This window comes from Thalassospira sp. CH_XMU1420-2 (assembly GCF_037029325.1).
Taxonomy (GTDB): domain Bacteria; phylum Pseudomonadota; class Alphaproteobacteria; order Rhodospirillales; family Thalassospiraceae; genus Thalassospira; species Thalassospira povalilytica.
Genome location: NZ_JAYMEG010000007.1, coordinates 206,266 through 231,739, shown reverse-complemented (window position 1 = coordinate 231,739; position 25,474 = coordinate 206,266). Strand labels below are relative to the sequence as shown.

Sequence of the window (25,474 nt, the reverse complement as noted above, 5' to 3'; positions counted from 1 at the left end):
GTTGGCCAAGACACCGCTTGTGACACGCAACAGTTTCTTGCGTGCCTGTTTGGCTGCGTTTTTGTGTCTGACAGCAATCATGCTTTCTGCGACCCTTGTCCCGAACAAGGCCATCGCACGAACCTATACCGCCATGGTCATCGATGGTGACACTGGTGATGTGCTTCATGAATACCGTGCAGACCATAAAGTGTACCCTGCGTCACTGACCAAGATCATGACGCTTTATATGCTTTTTGACGCGCTTGATAATGGCAAGGTATCGCTTTCAACCCCGATGAAAGTGTCCAAACGCGCCTGGGGCCAGGCCCCGTCGAAGCTTGGTCTTCAACCTGGCGAGACCATTACGGTCAAGGACGCGATCCTCGCACTGGTAACAAAATCAGCCAATGACGTCGCCGTGGTTGTGGCAGAACATCTTGGCGGTACCGAAATCAAATTTGCCCAGATGATGACCGCCGAGGCCCGCCGCCTAGGCATGAAGCGCACGACATTTCGCAATGCATCGGGCCTTCCCAATCGCGGGCAGATGACAACAGCACGCGACATGATCACGCTTGCTGTTGCCCTTCGTAAGAATTTCGGCAGCTATTATCACTATTTCTCGACCCAGAAGTTCCGTTTTGGCAACCGTACCTATGGCAACCACAACAACCTTCTGGCGTCCTATTACGGGACAGACGGGATCAAGACCGGTTACATCAACGCATCGGGCTTTAACCTTGTGGCATCGGTCAACCGGAACGGAAAACGGTTGATTGGCGTTGTGTTTGGCGGCCGCACGGCCCGCACCCGCGATGACCAGATGAAAAAACTTCTGGATCGCGCCTATGTCGAACTGACCAAGGAAGGCGAAATTCGCGTTCCCCGACCCCGCATCAGCCCGGAAGATAAAATCCTGCCTGCCGATGCACAGTTGCTGATGGCAAAGCGTGAAACATTGCGCGAAGTCGAAGAACCGGGCCGGATTGATACCCAAACCGTTGTGACCCGTCTGAAACCGGAAACCAATAGCGGCTGGGCAATCCAGGTTGGTGCCTTCAGCGACCAGCGCCGCGCCCAGGAAGCCGTTCTTGCCGCTGCCCGCACCGCGCCAGATGTCCTGCGCCTGACCCGTGCTGCGGTTGAGCAACAGGCCAGCGGTACCGGCGTTGTCTATCGTGCGCGTCTTCTTGGTTTTGATGGCGAGAATGAAGCACGGGCAGCCTGTGCGGCCCTGCGTCGTGAAAACCTTGCCTGTATCCCGGTCAATTCCGGTGACGCGGGCTAAGCTCCGACCAAATCCCTGATACGAAAAAAGGCTGTCAGATTTACCTGACAGCCTTTTTCTTTTTGATCGTAGCCCCGAACATTCAGATCAGGGCTTGGTCGCATATTTGTTTGGATCAGACACCTAGTGCCCGGCACCCGGCGCAAAGAAATCATCCGATTTCAGTCCGCTTTTTACCAGCTGGTCGGTGACCTGGGCCTTAAGCCGTGCGAGACCGGCATCATCACCCGCTTCACAGCGCGCAACAATTGCCGGCTGGGTGTTGGACGCCCGCAGCAACCACCAGCCGTCGTCAGTGCTGACACGAACGCCGTCGATACCACTGACTTCGGCACCGGTTTCGGCCAGGCGTGCACGTACTTCTTCTATCAGGGCAAATTTGCGATCATCGGGGCATTCAATACGTGTTTCGGGCGTATTGACCGCAACCGGCATTGCTTCACGCCATTCGGCCAGGCTTTTGCCGCTTTGGACCAGAATGCGATACAGACGCACGGCGGCATAAGTTGCATCATCATAGCCGTAATAACGTTCGGCAAAGAAGATATGCCCGCTCATTTCACCGGCGATCGGTGCTTTTGCCTCGATCATCTTTGTCTTGATCAATGAATGACCGGTTTTCCACATGATGGCATTTCCGCCAAGGCGGTTGACCTCGTCAAACAGGGTCTGGCTGGCTTTGACATCGGCAATGATCGCCGCACCGGGTTTACGTTCCAGCACATCAGCCGCATAGATCTGCAACAGCTGATCGCCCCAAAGAACATTGCCCTTGCCATCAATCACGCCGATCCGGTCACCGTCACCATCAAAGGCAACACCCCAGTCCGCGTTATGCTTGGCAACGGCGGCCTTCAGATCAACCAGATTGGCTTCGACTGTCGGGTCCGGATGATGATTGGGGAAAGTACCATCGACCTCGTCAAACAGCAGATGATGAGTTCCCGGCAATTGTGCGGTCAATTTGCGCACAACATCACCAGCAGCACCATTGCCGCAATCCCAGACGATCGTCATCGGGTTGGGCACATCACAATCAAGCTCCGCCAAAAGACGCGTAACAAAACGGTCTTCGACGTCGATGTCACTTACCGTACCCTGCCCGGTTTCGAAATCACCGGCCGCGGCAATTTTGCCCAGCTCCTGGATGGCGTCACCAAAAACCGACTTCCCGGCATTGAGCATCTTGAACCCGTTATAGTTTGACGGGTTGTGAGACCCGGTCACCATGATGCCTGCATCGGTTTTTTCGTCATAAACCGTAAAATACAGCATCGGGGTCGGACCGCGACCAATACGCACAACATCGCATCCGGTCGAAAGCAGCCCTTCTGTCAGGGCCTCGGCAAGTTCCGGGGAACTCAACCGTCCATCCCGTCCCAGGGCGACGCGCTTGCCACCGGAACGGCGCACCATGGTTCCAAAGGCCTTGCCCAATGCATGCGCATCGGCAGCATGAAGGGTCTGTCCGACCACACCACGCACGTCGTATTCACGCAAAACGGAACTGTCAAACTTGTATCCGGCGGAATTCGTCATAGCTTGGATTAGCCTCCAACAGTTGCACGTCCGACACAGGAATAGCTGAAACCGTTTTCTGCCATTTCGGTCGGATCATAAACATTTCGAAGATCGACAACGATCGGGTGCGCAAGCGCATCCTTGATACGATCAAGGTCCATACCGCGGAATTCGTTCCACTCGGTTAGGACAACCATCGCGTCTGCGCCGTCGATCGCGTCATAAGCACCATCGCAATATTCGATCCCGTCCAGAAGCTTCTGCGCTTCTTCCATTGCTTCGGGATCGAATGCCTTGATCCTGGCACCAGCAGCCGTCAGCGCCGGGATGATATCAAGGCTCGGCGCGTCACGCATATCATCGGTATTGGGCTTGAACGCCAGACCAAGGATGCCAATCGTCTTGCCAGCAACCGAGCCGCCACATGCTGCAATCACACGATCTGCCATCGATTTTTTGCGTTTCGCATTCACATCGACCACAGTTTCAATAATGCGCAGCGGGCTGCCATGTTCCTGAGCGGTACGCACCAGCGCCAGCGTATCTTTCGGGAAGCAGGACCCGCCATAGCCCGGACCAGGATGCAGGAACTTCTTGCCGATACGGCCATCCAGACCGATGCCGCGCGCAACGTCATGCACATCTGCACCAACTTTTTCACACAGATCGGCGATCTCGTTGATGAAGGTGATCTTGGCTGCCAGGAAGGTGTTGGCGGCATATTTGATCATTTCCGATGTTTCACGTGTGGTGAAAACAATCGGCGTTTCAATCAGATACAGCGGACGATAAAGATCGGACATGACTTCGCGCGCCCGCTCGTCACTTGTACCGATGACAACGCGGTCCGGGCGCATGAAATCGCCAATCGCTGAGCCTTCACGCAGAAATTCCGGATTGGAAACCACGGCAAAATCGGCATCCGGGCGCTTTTCACGGATAATACGTTCCACTTCACGTCCGGTCCCGACCGGCACCGTCGATTTGGTAACGATCACGGTAAAGCCGTCCATTGCCTCAGCGATTTCTTCGGCCGCGGCATAAACATAGCTCAGATCGGCATGGCCATCGCCACGACGGGTCGGAGTCCCGACGGCGATGAACACCGCATCAGCATCCTTCACACCTTCTTTAAGATCGGTGGTAAAAGTCAGGCGCCCTGCTTTTACGTTATTTTCGACCAGAACATCCAGACCGGGCTCGTAGATTGGCATGATACCGTCTTCAAGACGGGCGATTTTTTCCACATCCTTGTCGACACAAACCACGTCTGTACCGAACTCGGAGAAACAGGCACCGGAAACAAGTCCAACATATCCGGTCCCGATCATTGCTACGCGCATGGATGTTTAATCCCAATTTAGAACGAACTGACCGAAACAGTTATTACCCGTTCCGGTCAGTTCTTGTTGAAATTCAATAATTATTCTGCTGCTTCGCCTTCGGCGAATTCATGAATGAGCTCGCGAACATCGTCGCGCATATCATCACGCGCAAGCGCAAATGCCATGGTCGCCTTAAGAAAGCCGATCTTGTTGCCGCAATCAAAGCGACGGCCTTCAAAACGGTATCCATAGAACGGAACGTGACCGATCATGGCTGCCAGTGCGTCGGTAAGCTGGATTTCATTGCCAGCCCCGCGCGGGATGTTTTCGAGAACTTCGAAAATACCCGGATCAAGGATATAGCGCCCGATTGCCGACAAGGTTGACGGCGCATCTTCGGGTTTCGGTTTTTCAACCATGCCGCATGCACTGACCAGACGGCCATTGGTGCCTTCGACTTCCAGAACGCCATAGCGCTGGGTTTCTTCGCGCGGCACGTCCATTACGGCAACCATGTTGCCACCGGTCCGGCCATAACTTTCGACCATTTGCTTCATGCATGGCGTTTTGGCCTGGATAAGGTCATCTGCCAGAAGAACCACAAACGGCTCGTCCCCGACCAGAGACTTGGCACACAGAACCGCATGACCAAGACCAAGCGGATTACCCTGACGGGTATAGGTCACACGACCGTTTTCCGGGATCATGGCAAGTGCTGTTTCCAGCGCGTCGGTTTTGCCGCGTTCGGTCAGGATGGCTTCAAGTTCGGCGGAACGGTCAAAATGGTCTTCAATTGCCGTTTTGCCGCGACCGGTTACAAAGATGAATTCTTCAATGCCTGCGGCGATGGCCTCTTCAACAGCGTATTGGATAAGGGGCTTATCAACAACCGGCAGCATTTCCTTGGGCATGGCCTTGGTTGCTGGCAAAAAACGGGTTCCCATACCTGCAACCGGGAAAACAGCCTTCTTGATCTTTCTCGACATTCACAACTTCCCTTTTCAACCGCTGCACGCCCCTTCGTTCAGAAAGTGCAGGCAAATATGCTTCTGCCACATTTCAAGAACATCTATCAAGCGAGCGCACCAATAATTCACGCTAATCTTTACATAGCCGTAACAAAAGGCTTCGCGCGGTGTTGATTTGTGCAGCCAGATAGTCTGATCCCCCATGATCTGGGTGGACCGCCTTGATCTGGATCTTGTAAGCCCGATTAATTTCCGCGCGGGTAGCACTGGCCCCCACACCAAGGATTCGTCGAGCTTCATCTGCAGTCATGTCCGCCGTGCTGGCACTTTCGTTATTGCCCTGGCTTCTTTTGCCATTGTTGCGGTCGTTTCCCCTGAAATGCGCATCGTGATCGCCATGATCTCTCTGTGGCCATTCACGCCAACCCGAACAATCGGGCCGACGATCAAAATAGGCTTCCAGAACCGTCCGGCTTTGGTCCGTTGCACGACAACAGTCAACAAAAAGCAACTGCAGGTCGTCAACCCCCAAGCTGTCTAAATCTTTTCCTGCAAAGGATCCGGTCAACACCGTTCCCTTCATTTGTCCGGTTTCAAGATCAAGCAGCATATGCAAAATTTCCGTGTGAATTTCAGATATTCCACCAACACCACCGGTGCTGGCAGATCCTCCGCCCATCTGTCCCGGACGCGCCCGGCGCCGGTAATGGGCAAAGACCCGACGAAACAATGGCCATAAAAAACCGAGTTTCATCATCCGCACCAAAAATGGCATTGTTACGGCCAAAGCTGCTGACATTGCGGCAATTTTACCGGTCAAAAGTAGCCAGATTGCAAGCAAGACCAGAAGCCCTACAATCAGGAACAGACCAATTTTGCGGACATCTTTCGGCTCGGCCTCAGCCAGCCAGCGGATCAGAAACCCGACAGCAACAAAGACCGCAATACCGATTAAAACCCACTGCATCAGGAACGCTTCCGCAATTGATGGCCAAGCATCAGGACATCATCAGACCCGGTTTTCTTCTGATACAAAGACAAACCGTCGTGCCCGCCGACCGCATAGCTCGCCACCGCGCCAAGCAATTTGCGAAGCTTTGCAGCAGAATGCGCATCAAACTGCATGAAGGCGCCACCCGTAATACGGGCAATTTCACCAAAGGCGAAACTGGCATCGCGGTCATTTCCTTCCTGGAACATGAAGGCCTTTACCCCCTTTAACGCCAGACGCCCGGCAATCGGCGCCAAATGGTCCGGGTTTTCTTCGATGCAGTCACCGACATAAATCAGGGCATTTATTTTGTGGGTGTCGGCTTCACGTTCGACATGGGCAAGAACACGCTCAATCTGGGTATGACCGGCATGGCAGTTGACCTTTGAAATGTAGTTGCGCAGTGTGCCGGCATTACGACACCACCCGCTTGCCTTGCATTCAGACAGACCGCGAAAGAACACAAGCTGAATATCAAGTGCGCCGATGCCATCCACCGCGTCAAACATTTCGGCCTGAATTTCCGCCGCCCGGTCCCAGCTTGGCTGGCGACTGGCAGTTGCATCCATGGCAAAGATCAGTCGCCCCTGCGACGGACCCGACGCCGGTGCATGCGCAGCAAGATCACGTGCATTCTTAAGGAAGTCATCGACTTCCCTTCTGCTTGACGTGTCAGGGATAATATCTTTGCGGCTCACGGTGACCTGCCTGCTTTATATGTCGTTTGGACTGTGTCGGGTCCATCAAGATATAGGCCGCAGGTGGTCAGATCGGCAACTCTTCGCCCTCTGCCGGTTTGAAGCCGATCACTTCGAGCAACGATCGCACTTCCTGACGGGCAGCCATATGGGACATGCTCATCGGGATACCGACACCTTTTTCCCGCAGGTCCAGCAATGTCAGCCCCTTGAGAAACAGCTCGCGGTAAATGACACGTTCCCCGAAGCCCGGCGCCTGACGGAACCGGATACGGTCGGCAAGCTTTTCGACAATTTCGGCGATATCGCGCTTGTTACGGGCGTCAAGATGGGACAACCGGTTGCGCATGACGATCCAGTCAATGGTCCCGCCATCAATCGCCGCCCGGCGTTTGCGTGCATCCCACACCATTTCGGCATAGATGCTGGGCCCCTTGATCGCCAGGCTGTCGGGATCAATCCGCGCAAGCATATCCAAATCGATGAAGCTGTCATTGATCGGTGTAATCAATGTGTCGGCACAGGCATGGGCAAGACGCGACAGATAATTGTCACTGCCCGGGCAATCCATGACCACGAAATTGCAGCTCAGAACCATTTCGCCCAACGCGGTCGTAAAGCGTTCGCGTTCGTCAAGCTTGGCCTCGTTGGCATCAGGAAGTTCGCTGCGATAGATCGGGCGATGATCGGGCACCGGAAGCTTCAGACGCTTTTTCTCGTTGAATGCCGTGCGGTTTTCGACATAACGCGTCAGGGTCCCCTGACGGGCATCGATATCAAGTGATCCGACCTTGAAGCCCATCTTCATCAGGGAAACAATCAGATGCATCGCCGTGGTCGACTTGCCTGATCCCCCTTTTTCGTTCCCGATCACGATCACATGGGCGCGGTTGGACTGCGGTTGTTTGTCCGTCGCAGTCTGTTGGCCTGCGCTGTCCCCGTTGGCGCTGGTCTCTTGCACCGTCATGAATGTCTGCTCCGTTATTCAGGCTTATTGGTTGTGTCCCCAATGACCAATCACCCCAATGAGCCACTTTATCAGTAAAAATCAAGGTAAAAGAAACTCATCTCGACAATGTCGAACGACTGACCACTAGCCAATCCTTATGCACAAAGGTAAAGATAAGGGTAGCACAGCGCAAAAATGCGCCTGAAAACAAAATGAAAGGACGCGATGTGAGGTATCGGGCGGCGGTGTTTGGCGCCATATTTGCCAACTTGGCGATTTCTGTGCCGCATATGGCATCAGCCCAACAGGCCGGTGCATTTGAACAGATTCCCGCCGATCAAAGCCCCATTAACTTCACAACACAGCTCGATGGCCAGACAGCCTTCCTGCGCCAGTATCGCGACAACAGCACGGTTTTTGTGGGTCGATGGTTCGCACCGCGCACCCCGAAGGAGCCGCAAACAGCCGCAAGCGACCTTTATCTCGAAACCGTTTACACGACATCCGCACCCGGTTTCCGGTTCAGCACCGCCATGGCACCGGACCGTCTGCTTGACATGTTTGACGCACTAAAGGACCGCACCGCCATCAATGGCAAGGGCTTTGTCCAGGATACGCGCTATGGTCCGGTTGCCCTGACGCCGTTTGTCCGTCAGGGGTCACAATGCGTGGCCTTTGTCGGTCAGTGGGATCCGCAAACCCAAACACAGCGTGGCAGCCGTATTCTTGGCTATTACTGCACCCCCGGCCTTGTCCAGGCCCAGGCAGGCGTGGTTTCGCCGCAAAATGCATTGCCGATGATCGACGCCCAGCAATTCGCCGCCGCGTTCTTTGGCAGGCTGATGATCGAACTTCCGGAAAATTCGCCAGCCACTGCCGAAGTGGCCCCGACCGTCGATACCGATCAGCCGGCCGGCACCACGACACCGCCACCGACAGATGGCATCCGGATCACAACCAACTGGCAAGGCGTTCGTGGCACAGGCATGCTGCGTTTTGATCAGCCTTCCGGCGAAGGCACCATGATCCTTGATGACGACCAGCGCCATTGCGAAGGTATCTGGCGCCACGAAGGCGGCGCATATCAGACCGGAACTTTGCCGTTCGGCAGCTGGTATGTTTACTGCAATGACAGCAGCTTTGCCCGCGGACATTACACCAGTGAAAGTGCAGCGACCGTTACCGGTGACGGACAGGACAACCAGGGACAGGCTGTCTATTTCCGTCAGGCAAACTGACCAGACACACCATCATTACACACCATCATTCAAATTTCCGCCCCAACGAAACGACAGAATATGACCGCAGATATCCAAACAATCGTCATTGGCGCCGGCGTCGTCGGACTGGCTTGCGCCCGTTCTCTTGCCAATACCGGCCGTGAAGTTCTGATCATTGAACAGCATGATGCAATCGGCACGGAAACAAGTGCACGCAACAGCGAAGTCATCCATGCCGGGATCTATTACCCGAAGGACAGCCTGAAAGCCAAACTGTGCATTTCCGGCAAGGAAATGCTGTATCGCTACTGCGCGGAAAATGGCATCGATCACAAACGCACAGGAAAACTGATCGTCGCCACCGCCAAGGACCAGCTTGATGCGCTTGGTGGAATTGAAAAAAAGGCCCGTGAAAATGGCGTGATGGACCTTGTCTGGCTTAGTCAGGAAGAAGCCCTTGAACGTGAACCCGCCCTGAATTGCGTCGGCGCCCTTCACAGCCCGTCCACCGGCATCGTTGATTCGCATCAGCTGATGGTGACGTTGCTGGGCGAAGCGGAAAACAACGGTGCCACACTAGCCCTCAATACAAAGGTCACATCAGTTGATCACGCAAACGGGCTTTACACGGTGACGACCCGTGATGCCGATGGCGAAGAAATGAGCCTGACCTGCGCCGAACTGGTGGTGGCGGGCGGATTGCACAGCCAGACGGTTGGTCGCAGCTTTGCCGGTTTGCCATCCGACACTGTTCCGCCACAACATTATGCGCGTGGATGCTACTTTACCCTGTCGGGCAAGGCCCCCTTTTCCACCCTGATCTATCCGGCACCTGAACAGGCCGGTCTTGGTATTCATCTGACACTTGATCTGGGTGGACAGGCGCGGTTTGGTCCGGATGTCACCTGGGTTGATCAGCCAAATTACGATGTCCCCGAGGAACGCCGGTCTGCCTTTGCCGAGGCCATCCGCAAATACTATCCTGATCTCAATGAAGATGCCCTTCAGACCGGTTATGCCGGGGTTCGCCCCAAAATTCAGGCCCCCGGCGAAGCCGCCCGCGACTTCATGATCGCCGATGAAAAGGCCCATGGTCTTAATGGACTTGTAATGCTCTATGGTATTGAATCACCCGGACTGACTGCGTCACTTGCGATCGGTGCCCGGGTAACCGACCTGATGACACAAAAAGGCGACCTCCAAGCGGCATCGTGAAGCCATTTTGGGTAACCAGCGACGGGTAAAGAATGGGAAAAGCACGCCAGAAAAATTCGGTTCGCACACAGGACAGGGCATTGCTGCCAGAGGGCCGGCATCCTTCATCCACCATGTCGCGACGCCGTTTTCTTGCAAAAGGCATGTTGGGACTTGGCAGCGCCTTGATGGCGTCAAGCCCGCTTGCCCTTCATGCCCAGCAACTTGAACCATTTACCATTGCGCCGAACAGTCTGAGTTCCGGCCGCGGATCCGGGATTGATACCGGAAAGCCGAAAGTCGAATTCACCGACGAGATGCGTGACTATGTGATCGCCATCAGTCGTTGGGCAAAAAGCTATCGCAGCGACTTTTCGATTGTCGCGATGAACGGGCTTGAGCTGACCGAATATCTGGAAACCACCCTGTTTGCCGCCCGCGGCACCGCAGAACCCGCACGCGATTATTTGCGCGCCCTTGACGGCATCCTGACCGAAGCACCGTTTTTCGGTTATGACAATTACGGCGAACCGACCGAGGACGAGGAAAGCAAATATATCCTCGGCTACCTGGAACGGCTGAAATATGAAGGCCTGAAATATCTGGTCGTTGATTATACCGACAAACTCGGTGATATGCAGACCGCACGCCAACGACTTTCGGGGCTGGACGCCCTTTATTATGCTGCCCCGCCACCGGGCATGCAGCTTTCAAGTCTTGCGAAGGTCCCAAGCACTCCGATCAATTCGAACCCGCATGTGGTCGACAATCTGCGTCAGGCCAAAAACTTTGCCATGGTTCTGGACAGTTCGCCATATGGCACCAAAGACGCCTATATCAATGCGCTGGCCCAGACCAATTACGATACGCTGATCATTGATCCGTTCCATCGGGGCACCATCCCGCTGACCTATGATGACATGAAGCGCCTGCGCTACAAAAAGACCGGCACACCGCGCACCATCATGGCCTATATCAATGTCGCGACGGCGGAAACATATCGCTATTACTGGCAAAGCAACTGGCGCGCCGGTTCCCCGGACTTTGTCGGCGAAGGCAACCTTCTGGCCCGCTGGGGCCAGGAGCATCACGTCTATTACTGGAAACGTGAATGGCAAAGCCTGATTTATGGCAGCGAGAACAGTTATCTTGGCGGCATCATGAAGCTGGGCTTTGACGGCGCCCTGCTTGGGGGTCTTGATGAATATGCCTGGTGGCTTGATTACTGATCCCGTTCTACCGAAAAACGACCTTCACGCATAAATGATCGTATCGTCATGCCTTCGCGACGACTGGCATTTGACGTCCTTGGCGGGCTTGGGCACTGTAGGGCATTGATAAAATATAATCTGCCTTGCAGAAACAGGAGGCCAACTTGTCCGAACCGATCATCCATTACTTTTTCGTCCAGTCGCCCTGGTCGTTTTTCGGCTTTCGCCGCGCCGTCGACATTGCCAAAAAACATGGTGTCGACATCATTCACAAGCCCTGCCGCGCGGCAGATGTCTGGGAACATGGTGGCAGCGTGCCCTTGGCAAAACGCCCGAAACCGCGTCAGGAATACCGCCTGGTAGAGCTTAAACGCTGGTCGGAATTTCTTGATCTTCCCATCAATCTGCACCCCAAATTCTTCCCGGTCGACGAAACCTTGGCCGCGCGGACCATCATTGCAGTCCAGGAAGACGGCAAGGATGTCACAGATCTGACCGAAACCCTTATGGGCGACATCTGGCTTCGTGAACGCGACATCACCGATCCGGCTGTTATTCGCGATGCGCTTTCGGCAAGCGGACTGTCGCTGGAATATCTTGAGAATGCAGACCTTCCGGAAATTGCCCGAATTTACGATGACAATTGCCAGACCGCGCGCGATCGCAACATCTTTGGTGTTCCGACCTATTTCGTGGGCAATGAAATGTTCTGGGGACAGGACCGGCTTGATTTCGTTGACCGCGCCCTTGGCTAAGTCCCGGGCTTGATCGCCTGCGAAAACATCATCCACAAACGAACGGGGCGGGAAATTTTCCCGCCCCGTTCGTTTGGTTTTTGATCAGATCAGCAACCAGATTTCTTGCCCCCTCAGACAAGGCGTTTGACGTGATCGACAACAAATCCGTCAGAGGACGGATAGGTGTTTTCGATCATGGCAAGGGCCTTCATCTCGTCGCAGGCTGCAACTTCACGGGTTTGCACATCCGCCCAGCGGTCATCAAAGATATCGTGGGAACGGTTTTCCTTGACGCATTCGCGAACGGCCTGGTTGTGCAATTCAACTTCGAAAACGGTCTGGCGATGGTCTGTGAATGCAGACATTTCCGCCGATCTCCTTACTTTTTTGTCCGGCAGCGCCGCCCAGACGCCGTCGTGTCCTGAACCGGGAATCTCAACCACAAGATACCCAACCATCAGCTTACGTTTCGTGCCTTAACGAGCCGTAAATTGTCCGGTTAATTCGTATTTCACGGTTAATTGCTCCGGTTTCAAGTGCGATTTTGTCATAGCTGCATCTCCCTCAAACGCCCGGCCAGCGGTGATCAGCGCGCATAGCACGCAAAAAATCGCGACTGGAAAATTGATTGCCACAAATGCAGCTACAATACCGACCGGATCGCGTTTTTTATGCGCGATTTCCGATCAAAAAGAATCATATCCCGCCCCCGAATGGATCACTTCCGCGCGCCGACAACATGCTGCAGCGCACAGGTCGCGAAATAATATTTCAAAGCAAATGCGCAATGATCATAAAATTCCAAGCCACCATCACGCCCCAACCGAAACGTTCTTTTTTGGCCGTTCGATGAATTTGAAATTGATCGGATCGGCAATGCATCAAACATAAAAGAATAAGCAGGCATCAGCCTGCACCAGAACAATGATGCTGCCAGGAGGCTGCAATAGGATGAACGTCTTTTCCGATACCGCATTTGATGGCCATGAACAGGTCGTGTTTGCCAGTGACGAAACCACTGGCCTGAAAACCATCATTGCCGTCCACAATACCAATCTTGGTCCGTCGCTTGGCGGTTGCCGCATGTGGCCCTATGCCAGCGAACAGGAAGCCATTCATGATGTGCTTCGCCTGTCGCGCGGCATGACTTACAAGTCAGCCCTTGCCAACCTTCCGCTTGGCGGCGGCAAATCCGTGATCATTGGCGACCCGCGCAGCCAGAAGACACCGGAACTGTTCCGCGCCATGGGCCGCGCTGTTGAACAGGTGGGCGGGCGTTATATCGTCGCCGAAGACGTCGGCACCAGCCCCGAAGACATGGAACAGATCGCAAGCCAGACCAAACATGTCGGCGGCATCAATGACGGCTCTGACCCGGCCCGCACCGGTGATCCATCCCCGTTCACGGCCTATGGCGTGTTCATCGGCCTTAAAGAAGCCGCGCGCTTCAAATTCGGCAGCGATGATCTGACCGGATTGCGGGTTGCCGTTCAGGGTCTTGGCCATGTCGGTTATCACCTGTGTCAGATGCTCCATGATGCGGGGGCCAAGCTGATTGTCGCAGACCTGAACAATAACAGCGTCACCGCCGCAGTTAATGCCTTTGGCGCCGCCGCCGTTTCGGTCGACGATATCCTTGCCACCGAAGCCGATATTCTTGCGCCCTGTGCGCTGGGCGGGGTGATCAATGACAAGACCATCGAAAAATTGCGGGTCGGTATCATTGCCGGTGCCGCGAACAATCAGCTCGAACATGACCGCCATGGCGACATGTTGCGCGAAGCCGGCATTCTTTATGCCCCTGATTACGTCATCAATGCCGGCGGCGTGGTAGAAGTCCACTATTGCCGCGAAGGCAAGCCGGTGGCCGAAACCAACAAACATATCGAAGGCATTGCGATCACGGTGCGTGAAATCTTTGAACGCGCCAAACAGCAAAACCTGTCGACCGGCTTTGTCGCCGACCGCCTGGCAGAAGAACGTTTTGGCCTGACCCGCAAGGCAGCCTGATCGTCAGAATCAGCAATCAAAAAGGCGGGGGAATATCCCCCGCCTTTTTTGTAACCATATGGCGTCGCTGTCGGCCCGTCATGAAGGCCCATGTTACTGCCCGAACAACGCGATCAGACCATCGGCAAGCGCCCCCCGCCAAACCAGATAATCATGCCCCCCGGCATATTCCCGATAGGTCACGTCATATTCTTTGGCCAGCAACACATCACGCAGATGTCTGTTGCTTTCGAGAATGCCCGCGACATCGCCACGTCCGGTTTCAAACAGCCCCGCCATCATGAAAATACGCACCGGACGTTTGTCGGTACGGGCAAGATGGCATGACACATATTCGTTCTGATCAGCCGGTGTTCCGTCTGGCGACCACCAGAATGATCCCGACATTGATAAAACATTTCCGAACAATTCAGGATGGCGCATTGCGATGGTCATGGACGCCAATCCACCATAACTTGAACCGCCAATGACGATGCGATTTGATGCAAAGTTTGTCCCGAACCGTTCAAAGACCACCGGCATCAGGTCATTTGTCAGCACATCGGCAAAAACAGGATTTCCCGGCAACTCGCGGCCGCGCGCATCCCCGTCGGGATTGGCAATGAAAGCAACCGAAACCGGGGGCAAAACGCCCTGTTCGATCAGATTGTCAAGAATTGCCGGTGTCGGAACGGTTTCCCGATATTCACGGGAATCAAAAAGCACAAGCAGCACATTCTTTTCATTGTCCGGATCAAACCCGTAGGGACGGTAAAGCGTGATCGTCCGCTTGTTGCCCAAAACCGGGCTATCAAATTCGAAATCCCACAAGGTGCCCTTGTTTGATGCGTTTCCGGCCATGCCGGGTTGCTCTGGCGCATGATCAAGTTCGATCACCGATTTCTGATTGTAGATGTCGGGTGCATCGTCCGGCCACACATTCGGATTAAGCGGATCTGCCTGTGCCGTGGCAAGGATCGCGACCCGGCGTGCGCGCGCATCAGCATCAAATTCCGGAATGTCGCGAGCGATCTTGTAGGAAAGCCTTGTACTGTTTGGCACCACAAAGCTTTTGAACCAGATGTCACTATCCCCCAAACGTTCAAGGAATTCGTGATCATTGCTTGGCGCACCGAGGATACGACCATTACGTTCAAGGCCACGGGCAACGAATGTCAGGACAACATTGCTATCCGTGCGGGGCTCGACAAGTGGTGCGCCCTGTTGCGAAACCAGCGCCCAGAAGGCGTCCGTCCCCGTGCCTGCCGCAACCGCCTTTGCGGCATTGGCAATCATCGGGCTTTGATACTGACGGGCGGGCGGGATCTGGTCTTTGCGTTCAACCAGATGGTCGAACGTCATTGTGAATGCGGCACCGCTGGTGCTCTCGGCAGTGATCCGCACTTTGGGATGATCGGTTGGTGCCACAAAGAAAAACCGTATCTGACCAGAAGCATTACGCGCCAGTTCACGCATAATCTTTTCATCGGCATCCAAAAGTTCGACCGTGACCGGATCATGATCACTGTCAACCAGCCCGGCCACATAACCGCCCGCACCAATCCGGACGGCGATGTCAGTAGCTTCACCACGAGAAGCAAGCTGTCCGTGCACAGACAGTTGTTTTTCGTCAGGACCGGCATGAAGCGCCCCGGAAAATGCAAGGGTCATCAATCCCATCCCCATCAAAAATTCAAATATCCGCACACGAACAGCATTCTTCATCGGACTTACCAATTATAGCGCAGTGTTGCAGTAACCGTACGGCCCGGACCATACCAACATGCCCAGGCAGCTCGCGTACAGGAAGCCACATAGGTGTCATCAAGCAGATTGTTGGCATTCAATTGCAATTCCATTCCGTCGAACCGGTGCGACAAGGCACCAAGATCATAGGACAGCATTGCGTCAAACAAGGTATAGTCAGGAACTTCTACCGCGTTCACAGAGTCCGTCGAGACACCGGTGTAACGAACACCACCGCCGACGGCAAGGCCATCAAACGTTCCACCATCGAAGCTGTATTTCGACCACAGGGTCGCCTGTTCTTCGGGCATGTTGGCGACCTTAAGACCGATATTCGCGGCCTTGGCATCGTCAGTGATTTTGGTGTTGTTGCGCGAATAGCTTGCCAGCACACTCAGTTGCGGGGTGACTTCCGCCTGGACTTCAAATTCAAAGCCGCGACCCCGAATTTCACCGATCTGACGTTTGGTACTGGAATCATCATAGGTCACGATGTTTTCCTGGGTCAGCTGGTAAACCGTTGCCGTGACCGAAATCCGTCCATCATCAGGGGCATATTTGATGCCGCCTTCATATTGTTCGGCCTCGACCGGATCAAATGCATTGCCATCACTGTCCGTACCCGATGCCGGTTCAAACGATGTGCTGTAACTGGCAAATGGCGAAATGCCATTGTCAAAGTTGTAAATGACACCGGCACGCCCGGTCAGGGCATGATCGCGCTGCTCTTCGGTGGTGTTGGTTTTGCGTTTGGAAATCGCACTTTCAGCCCAGTCGTGACGCAATCCCAGTACAACATTCAGACGATCAATCTTGATCTGGTCTTGCAGGTAAAGACCGGTTTGCGACGATTCAGTTTCCTGGTTGGTGCCGTCAGAAAGCGCCACATTGCCGATATAGCGCGTCAGATTACGCCAGTCCTCGTCACCAAGATTGTAGTTCCCGTAATATTCTTCATAGAGCTGATATTTGTAATCCAGACCACCGAGCACCTTGTGTTCAACGATGCCGGTGTCGAAATTGAATTCGGCCTGGTTATCAACGACATACTGATTAAGGTTGTCATCGGAATGGGTCGCAAGACGGTTGATCTGGGTGCCGCCGGCCTTGATCGAGTTCAGGATAACCTGATCAAGCGTGCTTTCGATGTCGTTATAGCGCGCATTCTGACGCAGGGTTACGACGTCATTGACCGCATGTTCAAGGCTGTAGCCAAATGAAAACTGGGTGCGTTCGTGTTTGTCGAAATCATATGCACCGGCCCAGAAATCACGCGGGAAATAGCCATATGGCGTCGGGTAAAGGGTCCCCTGCCCGGCAAGGAACGGCCGCAACCCGCCATCGGGATCGTTTTGATAGCTGGCATTGACCACAAGCATGGTGTCTTCGTTTGGTGTCCAGCTGACCGACGGTGCGATGGCGATGCGGTTCTGTTCCATTTCACCGCCGAATTCATCCTTGGTCAGACCCTTGGCGACCACGCGGTAATCAATTCCCTTATCTGCCAAAAGCACGCCGCTGATGTCGCCACCAACCGAATAAAGGTTGTCCGTACCGACCGAAACTTCGACTTCCCGCTTTGTCTCGCCAGTCGGGCGTTTGGTCGTCAGATTGACGACACCGCCCGGGTTTGCCTGCCCGAACAGGACAGAAGACGGCCCGCGCAGAAGTTCGACACGTTCAAGCAAATATGGATCGATTTGCCCCAATGATGTCAGACCGTAATTCAAGCCATCGACATAGCGCGGCACATAGGAAAAGCCGCGTACAAACATTTCGTCATGCAGGTTCGACGTCCCGCGATATTCGGTCAGCACGCCCGGGGTATAGCGCATTGCCTCGGCAACGGACCCGGCAGCCTGGTCTTCAATCTGGTCGGCTGTGACCACACTGATCGATTGTGGAATTTCCTTAAGCGCCGTGTTGGTTTTGGTTCCACTTATCGAGCGCTTGGCGACATATCCTTCGACCGGACCGGTCGCGCTTTCGATACGGGATTCAATAACCACCGGTGCTGTTTGCGTACCGTCACTGGCCCCGGTTGCCTGATCATAGATCGTGACACTACCATCTGCGCCGCGCTGATGGGCAAGGCCGGTACCCGCCAGCAACCGGGTCAGCGCATCATCAATCAGATACGTCCCGTTAAGGCCGCTTACGGTTTTGCCAGCGGTCAGCGCGCTGGGGTAAACAATTTCAAGATTGGCCTGTCTGCCAAATGTCAGCAATGCGTTTTCCAGCGCCCCCCCGGGCACCGCAAACGTTACTTTTTCCGCGTCTTGTGTTTGCGCAGTTGCATAGCCAATTGGCGCCGCCACCATCAAGGCTGTCATCGAGACGCCTGTAATCATCAATGCCGCCAGCCCCGACCGCGCGGCAGTTCCCACCTTAGAACGATGCATTCTATTCCCCACTTCAGGATTGTTTCTGTTCAGAGCGCATCTCGTTTTGGATGCGCCTGCCCTGTAAGAGCGGGAAATCGACAACCTCCTGATGTGCGAATGAGAATATTTTTCAATTAATTTTCATCAACAATGGTCAGAAGGCCGGTTGCGCGGGTAATTTTGATCGGCAATCTGGCCTCAAGCGATCGCAGCGCCTTATCCGGATCATTCAGATCAAAGATGCCGCTTACCTTTTGTTCGCCAGCCCGCTGGCTGATCAAAACAATGCTGCCGACCTGATATTGGTCGAGTGTTTCAAGAACCTGCCGCAATGGCTGATTTGAAAAAACAAGTTTGCCGTCACGCCAGGCGGTCTCCCTTCCTGTATCAACCTTGTGAATTGCAAGGGTGCCCTGTGCCGTTACCTTGGCGGCCTCCCCGGCCTGAAGTGTCGCAATATCATTGCCATTGCGCACCTCGACGGTGCCTTCTTCGACCTGGACATCGGGTTGATGTGAATCCGGATCAGTGTGCACGCCATAACGCGTGCCAAGCGCACGCGCACTTAACCCGTCATCCTTAACGATAAATGGGCGACCGGGATCGGGTGTGACTTCAAAAAATGCTTCGCCGCGCAAAAGTTCGATTTCACGGGCATCATCCCGATAGGAAACCCTGATCGCCGTATCGCTGTTAAGCGCCACAACCGATCCGTCAGACAGCGTGATCTGCGCAGTCTTGCCAGTCGGCGTATAATAATCTGCCTGCATCCGGTCGATTGCGCCAAGCTTCTGCGCCCCGGTCAGGCCCAGCCCAAGCAACCCGACAATCGCAATCGATACACGCCGGATCGTCCGTTTTCGGGCAATCTGCCGAAGCGTATCGTCGCCCAGCGGCACATCGCGCAAATCGGACCACAATTGATCAAACTCTGCATAGGCAACCGGATGCCTGGAATCCCGTTCAAGCCATCCTTCGAACCGTTTTTGATCATCTGTGGTGGCATCGGCCGACTGCATGCGCGCAGCCCAGCGGGCGGCTTCCCTGATCATGCTTTCCGGAAGCTGTTGCAAATCTGATTGGGCGCCCAACGTCATCGTGCTGCCCGTCCATCGACCGGGCCTGACAGCAATGCGGCATCCGGTTCTTCGACAGCCAGTTTCGCACGCACCGCACGACAGGTGATAAGCGCGCGCATGATGTGCTTTTCAACCATATTGCGGCTGATCCCCAGGCGTTGCGCAATGTCACCATTGGCAAGGCCATGCAAACGGCTGAAGATGAAAACTTCCTGGCATCTTGCCGGCAGGCTTTCGATTGCCCGGGCCATGATCATCAGATATTCCCGTGCCGCGACAATGCGTTCCTGACAAGGCGCATCTTCGGCGAACTGGTCAAGTTCGTGCTCGGTTGTCATCATCTGCCGGTCCGCCTGAAGACGCGCACCATTCCGGCAAGCAACAGAATTGGCAATTTTGAAAAGATATGCCTGCGGATTTTCAATTCTGGTCTTGGGTGAAAGACCAAGCCAGCGGGCAAAGGTTTCCTGGGTTGCATCCAGCGCGTCATCCTGATTGCGCAGACGTCTTGTGAAGAAGCGCTTCAAACGCCCCTCTTCCTGACGATGCAACTCTTCAAAAAGAACCTGCCTCATTGCTGCCCCGAACCGCACTACCCCAAAGGCTGTTTGGCTTCAGCCTTGCGCTTTCACACAGCAATATCGATATTGATAATGAATTGCAATATCAAAATGGAAATCATCCCGCGTCTCGCGGCTTGATCACGACATCAGCCAAACCCCGGAAAGCAGGCATGAAAAAAGGCGATGCCCAATGGTATCGCCTTGTCAGCCGTCATTGATGTTACAGCTTAACCGAACCGGATTACTCCGCCGCGATCGGTGCGACGTTCGCGGTTACGGCTGCTGCATCATCGCAATCACAATTGCCGCATGTTTTTGCCTGCAGCAATTCGGCGCGCATGTGACAGGCGCACTTGCCGCATTGTGGGGCACAGCCATGAAAACGGAAAACTTCTGCCGGACGCGAAGCACCGCCTTCTTCGGCGGCACGGCGGACGTCTTTTTCCCTTAGCGCGTTGCAGATGCAGACATACATAAGTGCGATTGCAATCAGTTATTAATTACGTGCACTCACATCTAAGGTAACTGCGAATAGTTTTCAAACACTTTCGCAAGTTTCAACGACAAAAAAATTCCCCGCAGGGTTTAATCTCTGCGGGGAATTTTCGAAAAACTGTTTACTTACAGTAAGATCAGGCAACGCTTACATGGCTGACCACGCGCGATACACCTTTGATCCGGCGCACGATCGAAAGCACCTTGTTGAGCTCCTCATCGGTCTGCGCTTCGCCCATGATATAGACGACATTCTGCACGGCCTGCCAACGATAGTTGACCGAACTCACGCCTTTTTCGGCCAATAACAATGCCTTAATCTGGCCTTCGATCCAGACGTCTGAAACGGACTGGGTGGCCGAATCCGCCGGCACGGCATTTTTGCCATACTGGTCTTCGGCGCGGTGATAGGCATCGATGGTTTCCTGATCGGCAATCACCAGATGATCATAGACCGTCTTGATGCGGTTATCCTGTTTGACCAGCGACATCACATCGTAATATTTGCCCTTTGAATCAACCATGCCCGTGACCATGACATTCTGTTTCCAGATGTCGATATTCACATCCATCAGATAGGTGTGATCCACTTTGGAAAACTCGCCAAGGATGCCTGACTTGATCTGGGTATCAAGCCACTGGTCGTTACCCGTGCGGTCTTCAAGCGGCATTTGAAGCGGTCCACAAGCAGCAAGCGGCGCTGCCAAAACTGCACAGACCGAAAGCGTCTTCATCACACTGCGCCAGCCTCGGTTAACCTTGATCATCAATGTTCTCCTTTTCATGCCTGCCCGGCATGGGTTCAAAAATATCGGGCGATCCGAATGTGTCGCGATCCGTCATCCATTCTGAACAAACGCGACAAATCCTGATCTGTTCCTGTTTTAAAAGCCTGCTGCATCAAATCTGGTTCACCTTGCCCGGCTTCAGACGGCCGGTTTTCCAGTGGTTCACACCACCGGTCCGGCCTTATCCCTGTTGGCCTTCGTTTGATTTCGAACTGGGGCCTATATCGTGCAAAGTGGATCAGAATTAACGCAACGTGCTTTTGGCTCTTTCATCTATTGCAGTGAATTTTGACAAAAAAAAGCCCGCCGCAAATGCGCAGGGCCGCATAGTACATAAAATAAAATGAATGAAAGAAAAATGGACCGGAATTTTCATCCCGGTCCATGCATCTGCCACCGTTGCAGGTGGATCAGTTTTCATCCATCGACATCAGCGACGCATTGCCACCGGCCGCCGTGGTATTGATGGTGATGGTCTTTTCCGTGGCAAAGCGATGCAGGAAGGCTTCATCAGGAAGCGCACCGTCATCTTCGGCACCGCTATCGGAAATCAGCGACAGGATCGCGCCATCGCGCTTTGCCAGAAGCTGTTTGAAGGCCGTAACCCGATCCAGCGGCGCAACACAGGACACACCGGCAATCGCCCCGTCATACATCGCGCCAAGGCCGGTATTGGTACCAACCGACTTGACCAGCTTGTCTGGCAAGCCGGCATCGACCACCAGGGCCGGAATATCGCCAAGCCACTTCTGATCACCGGCCAGAATAACCGCGTTACCAGCGGCGAGTGCGGCACCAAGATGGCGGATCACACGGGCGGGTTCGGCATTTTTGTCGACCTGCACCAGATAGACACCGCGACCAAGGCAATAAAGGTCGTTGGTTTCACCGGTCGGGCCGGGCATCCGTTTGGGTGCGACGAAACCGTTTTCGGAAACCGCCGCGAAATTGGCGATGTGATGCGCACCGTCGACAAGTTCGGCCTTACCCGAAGCCGTCAGCTTTGCCGCAAGCTTTTCAAGAATGCGTACCCGTTCGTTACCATCAACAGCCTGCCAGCTTTCCTGGGCGCCCAGCATGGCGGCATATTCGTCAGACGGAATGACATCCTTGACGATGATCGGTGAACGGTCATCAAAACCGGTTTCCTGATCGGCATTCCCGGTGACGGCAATCGGCTTGGCAAATCGTTCGACATAGTGCGGACCACCGGCCTTGGGCCCGGTTCCGGATTTGCCCTGCCCGCCGAACGGCTGAACACCGACAACCGCGCCGATCATGTTGCGGTTCACATAGCAGTTGCCAACCCGCAATTTCTGCGAAATCTGACGCACGGTGCCGTCAATACGGGAATGGATTCCCATGGTCAGGCCATAGCCCGATGCATTGATCTGATCGAGAACCTTGTCAAGATCACGCGCCTTGTATCGGATCACATGCACGACCGGACCAAAGACTTCGCGTTCAAGAACATCAAGCGACGGAATTTCAAAGCAATGCGGGGCAAAGAACGTGCCGTCCTTGCATTCCGGCAGAACATCACAGGCATGAAGCAGCTTGGCTTCCTTTTTCATGCGTTCGGCATGCGCTTCAAGGGTCTTGCGCGATTTTTCGTCAATCACCGGACCAACATCGATATCAAGGAATTTCGGATCGCCGACCCGCAATTCCTTCATCGCGCCAACCAGCATGTGGCAAAGCTTATCTGCGATATCTTCCTGAACAAACAGGACACGCAGGGCCGAGCAACGCTGCCCCGCCGACTGGAAGCCGGAAATGATCGCGTCCTGCACCACCTGTTCGGGCAAGGCCGTCGAATCAACGATCATGGCATTCTGACCACCGGTTTCCGCAATCAGCGGCAATGGAACGCCCGGACGTTTGGCAAGTGCCTGGTTGATCACCTGTGCGGTTTCGGTCGACCCGGTAAAGGCCACACCGGCAATACGCGGATCATTGATCAGCTGGTTACCAATGACACGTCCCGGCCCGGGAAGCAGGTTGAACGCAGCACCGGGAATACCGGCCGCAAGGATCAGCTCGGCGGCACGGGCCGCAACCAATGATGTCTGTTCGGCCGGCTTGGCAATAACAGCATTCCCCGCGGCAAGGGCCGCAGTCACCTGCCCAAGGAAGATCGCAAGCGGGAAGTTCCAGGGGCTGATACAGACGAACACGCCGCGTCCTTCAAGAACCGTTCCCTCGCGGAAAGTTTCCTCGGCCCGGTTTGCGTAATAGCGGCAGAAATCAACTGCTTCGCGCACTTCGGCAACGCCATCGGAATAAAGCTTTCCTGCTTCGCGCTGACACAGGGCGATGAACTCGTCCATATTGTCTTCAAGCAGATCCCCCAAACGACGCAGCGCATTCGCCCGCTCAGATGCCGGTGTCTTGTTCCAGATTTCATAGCCCTTGACCGCCGCCGCAACGGCGGCATCAACATCGGCTTCTGTGGCCTGAACAAGGTCACCGACCTTTTCGCCAAGTTTCGCCGGATTGACGACATCAATCGGCGTACCCGCAACCAGCTTGCCATCAATCAACGGCGCAGCCGACCAGGTCTTGCGCTGGAATTCTGCAAGCTTGGCATTCAGCGGAAGCAGCTTGTTGGTATCGGTCAGATCAATACCGCGCGAATTGACGCGGCCCGCCCCATATAGATCAACCGGTGCCGGGATCTTCGGATGGGTCTTGCGCGGAAGTGCTGCCATCTTTTCGATCGGATCGGCGATCATTTCCTCGATCGGAAGCTGCTCGTCCTGGATACGGTTCACGAAGCTTGTATTTGCACCGTTTTCAAGCAGACGACGCACCAGATAGGCCAGAAGGTCTTCATGGGTGCCGACCGGGGCATAAACGCGGCACGGGACGTTTTCGCCGTCCTTGTCGACGATCTGCTCATAAAGGGCTTCGCCCATGCCATGCAGGCGCTGGAATTCAAAGGTGCGGTCATTGCCCGCCATTTCAAGGATCGAGGCAACGGTATGGGCATTGTGGCTTGCGAACTGGCAATAGAATGCATCACGACGCGACAGCATCAGCTTTGCACAGGCCAGATAGGAAACGTCGGTTGATGCCTTGCGCGTGAAGCAGGGATAACCTTCAAACCCGTTTTCCTGACTGAATTTGACTTCGGTATCCCAATAGGCGCCCTTCACCAGGCGCACCATCATTTTGCGGCCCACCTTGACCGACAGATCAGCAAGCCATTCCAGAACGTAATAGGCCCGTTTCTGATAGGCCTGCACGGCAAGACCATATCCTTCCCAGCCATCAAGTTCCGGGTCGGCAAACACCGCCCCGATCACATCAAGCGACAGATCAAGACGGTTGGCTTCCTCGGCATCGACGGTAAAGCCGATGTCATATTTCTTGGCCAGCAACGCCAGTTGTTTCAGGCGCGGCGTCAATTCATTCATGACGCGGTCATAATTGGCAAAATCATAGCGCGGGTGGATCGCCGAAAGCTTTACCGAAATTCCCGGGCTGTCGATCGGGCCGCGCCCATTGGCAACCCGACCGATATCATTGATCGCGTCTTCATATGCCTTGTAATAGCGATCGGCGTCTTCCATGGTGCGGGCCGCTTCGCCCAGCATGTCATAGGAATAGCGATAGCCCTTTTCCTCGTTCGCCTTGGCACGTTCGGCGGCCTCATCAATGGTGCGGCCCATCACGAACTGGCGGCCCATGATGCGCATGGCCTGATTAAAGGCCTTGCGAATGACCGGCTCGCCCGATCGTGCGATCATGCGCTTAAGCAACCGGCCCGGATCGGCCTTTTCCGCCTTGCCGAATTTGATGACCTTCCCGGTCAGCATCAGCCCCCAGGTCGACGCATTGACAAAGAAACTGTCGGAATGGCCCAGATGGCTTTGCCAATCCGCATCAAACAGCTTGTCCTGAATAAGCTTATCGGCGGTAACAGCATCTGGCACGCGCAGCAATGCTTCGGCCAGACACATCAGAATGACGCCTTCCTTGCTCGACAATTCATATTCATGGAGCAACGCATCAATGCCGCTTTTGCCATTGTCGGCCTTGCGAACATTGGCAACCAGCTGATAGGCGCGTGACTGAACGCGCGCGGTCTGTTCGGGGGACAGGCGCGCCTTTTCAATCAGACGTTCGACGGCGGCTTCTTCGTCCGCGCGATACGCATCACGGATCTGCTGGCGGATATCGTTGGGTTGGGGCAATTCAGCGCGGAACATGTCGTTCGACCTCTCCCTGGTATTATTGACTTTGACGGGTCGCAAAACAGCACAAAGCACTGCTTTTTGAGCCTGATGGCACCTCTATGGCCTCAGACATTAGTATTTCACCCTAAAAATGTGCTGCCATTT

Annotated in this window: 20 protein-coding genes; 6 read left to right on the top strand and 14 right to left on the bottom strand. The window is 54.5% G+C overall.

Translation table 11 applies throughout. The features are described 5' to 3' along the window. Positions 1-79: 79 nt before the first annotated feature. Positions 80-1,270 carry a D-alanyl-D-alanine carboxypeptidase family protein gene (locus WA429_RS19380; protein WP_228196562.1) on the top strand — a complete coding sequence of 397 codons (1,191 nt, stop codon included), beginning with the start codon at positions 80-82 and terminating at the stop codon, positions 1,268-1,270. 123 nt (positions 1,271-1,393) lie between these two features. Here WA429_RS19380 and pgmG read toward each other — a convergent pair whose 3' ends face one another. The 6 genes from pgmG to WA429_RS19350 all read right to left on the bottom strand — a co-directional run bounded on the left by pgmG (position 1,394) and on the right by WA429_RS19350 (position 7,740). After that, on the bottom strand, positions 1,394-2,809 hold the full coding sequence (gene pgmG / locus WA429_RS19375; protein WP_101247679.1) for a phosphoglucomutase/phosphomannomutase PgmG: 1,416 nt from the start codon (positions 2,807-2,809) through the stop codon (positions 1,394-1,396). An 8-nt stretch (positions 2,810-2,817) separates the two neighbouring features. Beyond that, entirely contained in the window at positions 2,818-4,134 is a 1,317-nt protein-coding gene (locus tag WA429_RS19370) for a UDP-glucose dehydrogenase family protein (RefSeq protein WP_206928450.1), read from the bottom strand. Positions 4,135-4,214: 80 nt separating this feature from the next. After that, positions 4,215-5,102 carry a UTP--glucose-1-phosphate uridylyltransferase GalU gene (gene galU / locus WA429_RS19365; protein ID WP_287466555.1) on the bottom strand — a complete coding sequence of 296 codons (888 nt, stop codon included), beginning with the start codon at positions 5,100-5,102 and terminating at the stop codon, positions 4,215-4,217. A 112-nt stretch (positions 5,103-5,214) separates the two neighbouring features. Beyond that, a complete protein-coding gene (locus tag WA429_RS19360) occupies positions 5,215-5,925 on the bottom strand; it encodes a molecular chaperone DnaJ (protein ID WP_287466554.1) in 711 nt (236 codons plus the stop codon). 125 nt (positions 5,926-6,050) lie between these two features. After that, on the bottom strand, positions 6,051-6,773 hold the full coding sequence (locus tag WA429_RS19355; protein ID WP_287466553.1) for a VWA domain-containing protein: 723 nt from the start codon (positions 6,771-6,773) through the stop codon (positions 6,051-6,053). A 67-nt stretch (positions 6,774-6,840) separates the two neighbouring features. After that, positions 6,841-7,740 (bottom strand): division plane positioning ATPase MipZ, encoded by a 900-nt coding sequence (locus tag WA429_RS19350; protein WP_068518573.1) that lies wholly within the window; start codon positions 7,738-7,740, stop codon positions 6,841-6,843. A gap of 194 nt (positions 7,741-7,934) precedes the next feature. Here WA429_RS19350 and WA429_RS19345 point away from each other — a divergent pair, with 194 nt between their 5' ends. From WA429_RS19345 to WA429_RS19330, 4 genes are all read left to right on the top strand, one after another. Continuing rightward, positions 7,935-8,960, top strand: coding sequence for a hypothetical protein (locus tag WA429_RS19345; protein WP_287466552.1), 1,026 nt, complete (start codon positions 7,935-7,937; stop codon positions 8,958-8,960). Between the two features lie 60 nt (positions 8,961-9,020). After that, positions 9,021-10,157, top strand: a complete 1,137-nt coding sequence (locus tag WA429_RS19340) for an NAD(P)/FAD-dependent oxidoreductase (RefSeq protein ID WP_287466551.1) — start codon at positions 9,021-9,023, stop codon at positions 10,155-10,157. A 113-nt stretch (positions 10,158-10,270) separates the two neighbouring features. Further along, positions 10,271-11,365 (top strand): hypothetical protein, encoded by a 1,095-nt coding sequence (locus tag WA429_RS19335; protein ID WP_287466550.1) that lies wholly within the window; start codon positions 10,271-10,273, stop codon positions 11,363-11,365. Between the two features lie 146 nt (positions 11,366-11,511). After that, positions 11,512-12,102 carry a 2-hydroxychromene-2-carboxylate isomerase gene (locus tag WA429_RS19330; RefSeq protein ID WP_287466549.1) on the top strand — a complete coding sequence of 197 codons (591 nt, stop codon included), beginning with the start codon at positions 11,512-11,514 and terminating at the stop codon, positions 12,100-12,102. Between the two features lie 113 nt (positions 12,103-12,215). On the opposite strand, the gene WA429_RS19325 is transcribed toward WA429_RS19330, so the two are convergent. Next, entirely contained in the window at positions 12,216-12,449 is a 234-nt protein-coding gene (locus tag WA429_RS19325; RefSeq protein ID WP_068518736.1) for a hypothetical protein, read from the bottom strand. A gap of 586 nt (positions 12,450-13,035) precedes the next feature. On the opposite strand from WA429_RS19325, the gene WA429_RS19320 reads away from it, so the two are divergent. Further along, positions 13,036-14,094 (top strand): Glu/Leu/Phe/Val dehydrogenase dimerization domain-containing protein, encoded by a 1,059-nt coding sequence (locus WA429_RS19320; RefSeq protein WP_287466548.1) that lies wholly within the window; start codon positions 13,036-13,038, stop codon positions 14,092-14,094. A 93-nt stretch (positions 14,095-14,187) separates the two neighbouring features. Here WA429_RS19320 and WA429_RS19315 read toward each other — a convergent pair whose 3' ends face one another. From WA429_RS19315 to putA, 7 genes are all read right to left on the bottom strand, one after another. Next, complete coding sequence (locus tag WA429_RS19315; RefSeq protein ID WP_287466547.1) at positions 14,188-15,744, bottom strand: alpha/beta hydrolase-fold protein; 1,557 nt, start codon at positions 15,742-15,744, stop codon at positions 14,188-14,190. A 59-nt stretch (positions 15,745-15,803) separates the two neighbouring features. Then, complete coding sequence (locus WA429_RS19310) at positions 15,804-18,221, bottom strand: TonB-dependent siderophore receptor (protein WP_287466546.1); 2,418 nt, start codon at positions 18,219-18,221, stop codon at positions 15,804-15,806. 116 nt (positions 18,222-18,337) lie between these two features. Continuing rightward, complete coding sequence (locus WA429_RS19305; protein WP_287466545.1) at positions 18,338-19,300, bottom strand: FecR family protein; 963 nt, start codon at positions 19,298-19,300, stop codon at positions 18,338-18,340. Next, complete coding sequence (locus tag WA429_RS19300; protein ID WP_228196574.1) at positions 19,297-19,857, bottom strand: RNA polymerase sigma factor; 561 nt, start codon at positions 19,855-19,857, stop codon at positions 19,297-19,299. Before WA429_RS19300 ends, WA429_RS19305 begins: the two co-directional genes overlap by 4 nt. A gap of 229 nt (positions 19,858-20,086) precedes the next feature. Then, on the bottom strand, positions 20,087-20,320 hold the full coding sequence (locus WA429_RS19295) for a (2Fe-2S)-binding protein (protein WP_068518577.1): 234 nt from the start codon (positions 20,318-20,320) through the stop codon (positions 20,087-20,089). A gap of 157 nt (positions 20,321-20,477) precedes the next feature. Continuing rightward, on the bottom strand, positions 20,478-21,107 hold the full coding sequence (locus tag WA429_RS19290) for a BON domain-containing protein (protein ID WP_068518578.1): 630 nt from the start codon (positions 21,105-21,107) through the stop codon (positions 20,478-20,480). A gap of 431 nt (positions 21,108-21,538) precedes the next feature. Continuing rightward, on the bottom strand, positions 21,539-25,342 hold the full coding sequence (putA, locus tag WA429_RS19285; RefSeq protein ID WP_287466544.1) for a bifunctional proline dehydrogenase/L-glutamate gamma-semialdehyde dehydrogenase PutA: 3,804 nt from the start codon (positions 25,340-25,342) through the stop codon (positions 21,539-21,541). Between the last annotated feature and the right edge of the window lie 132 nt (positions 25,343-25,474).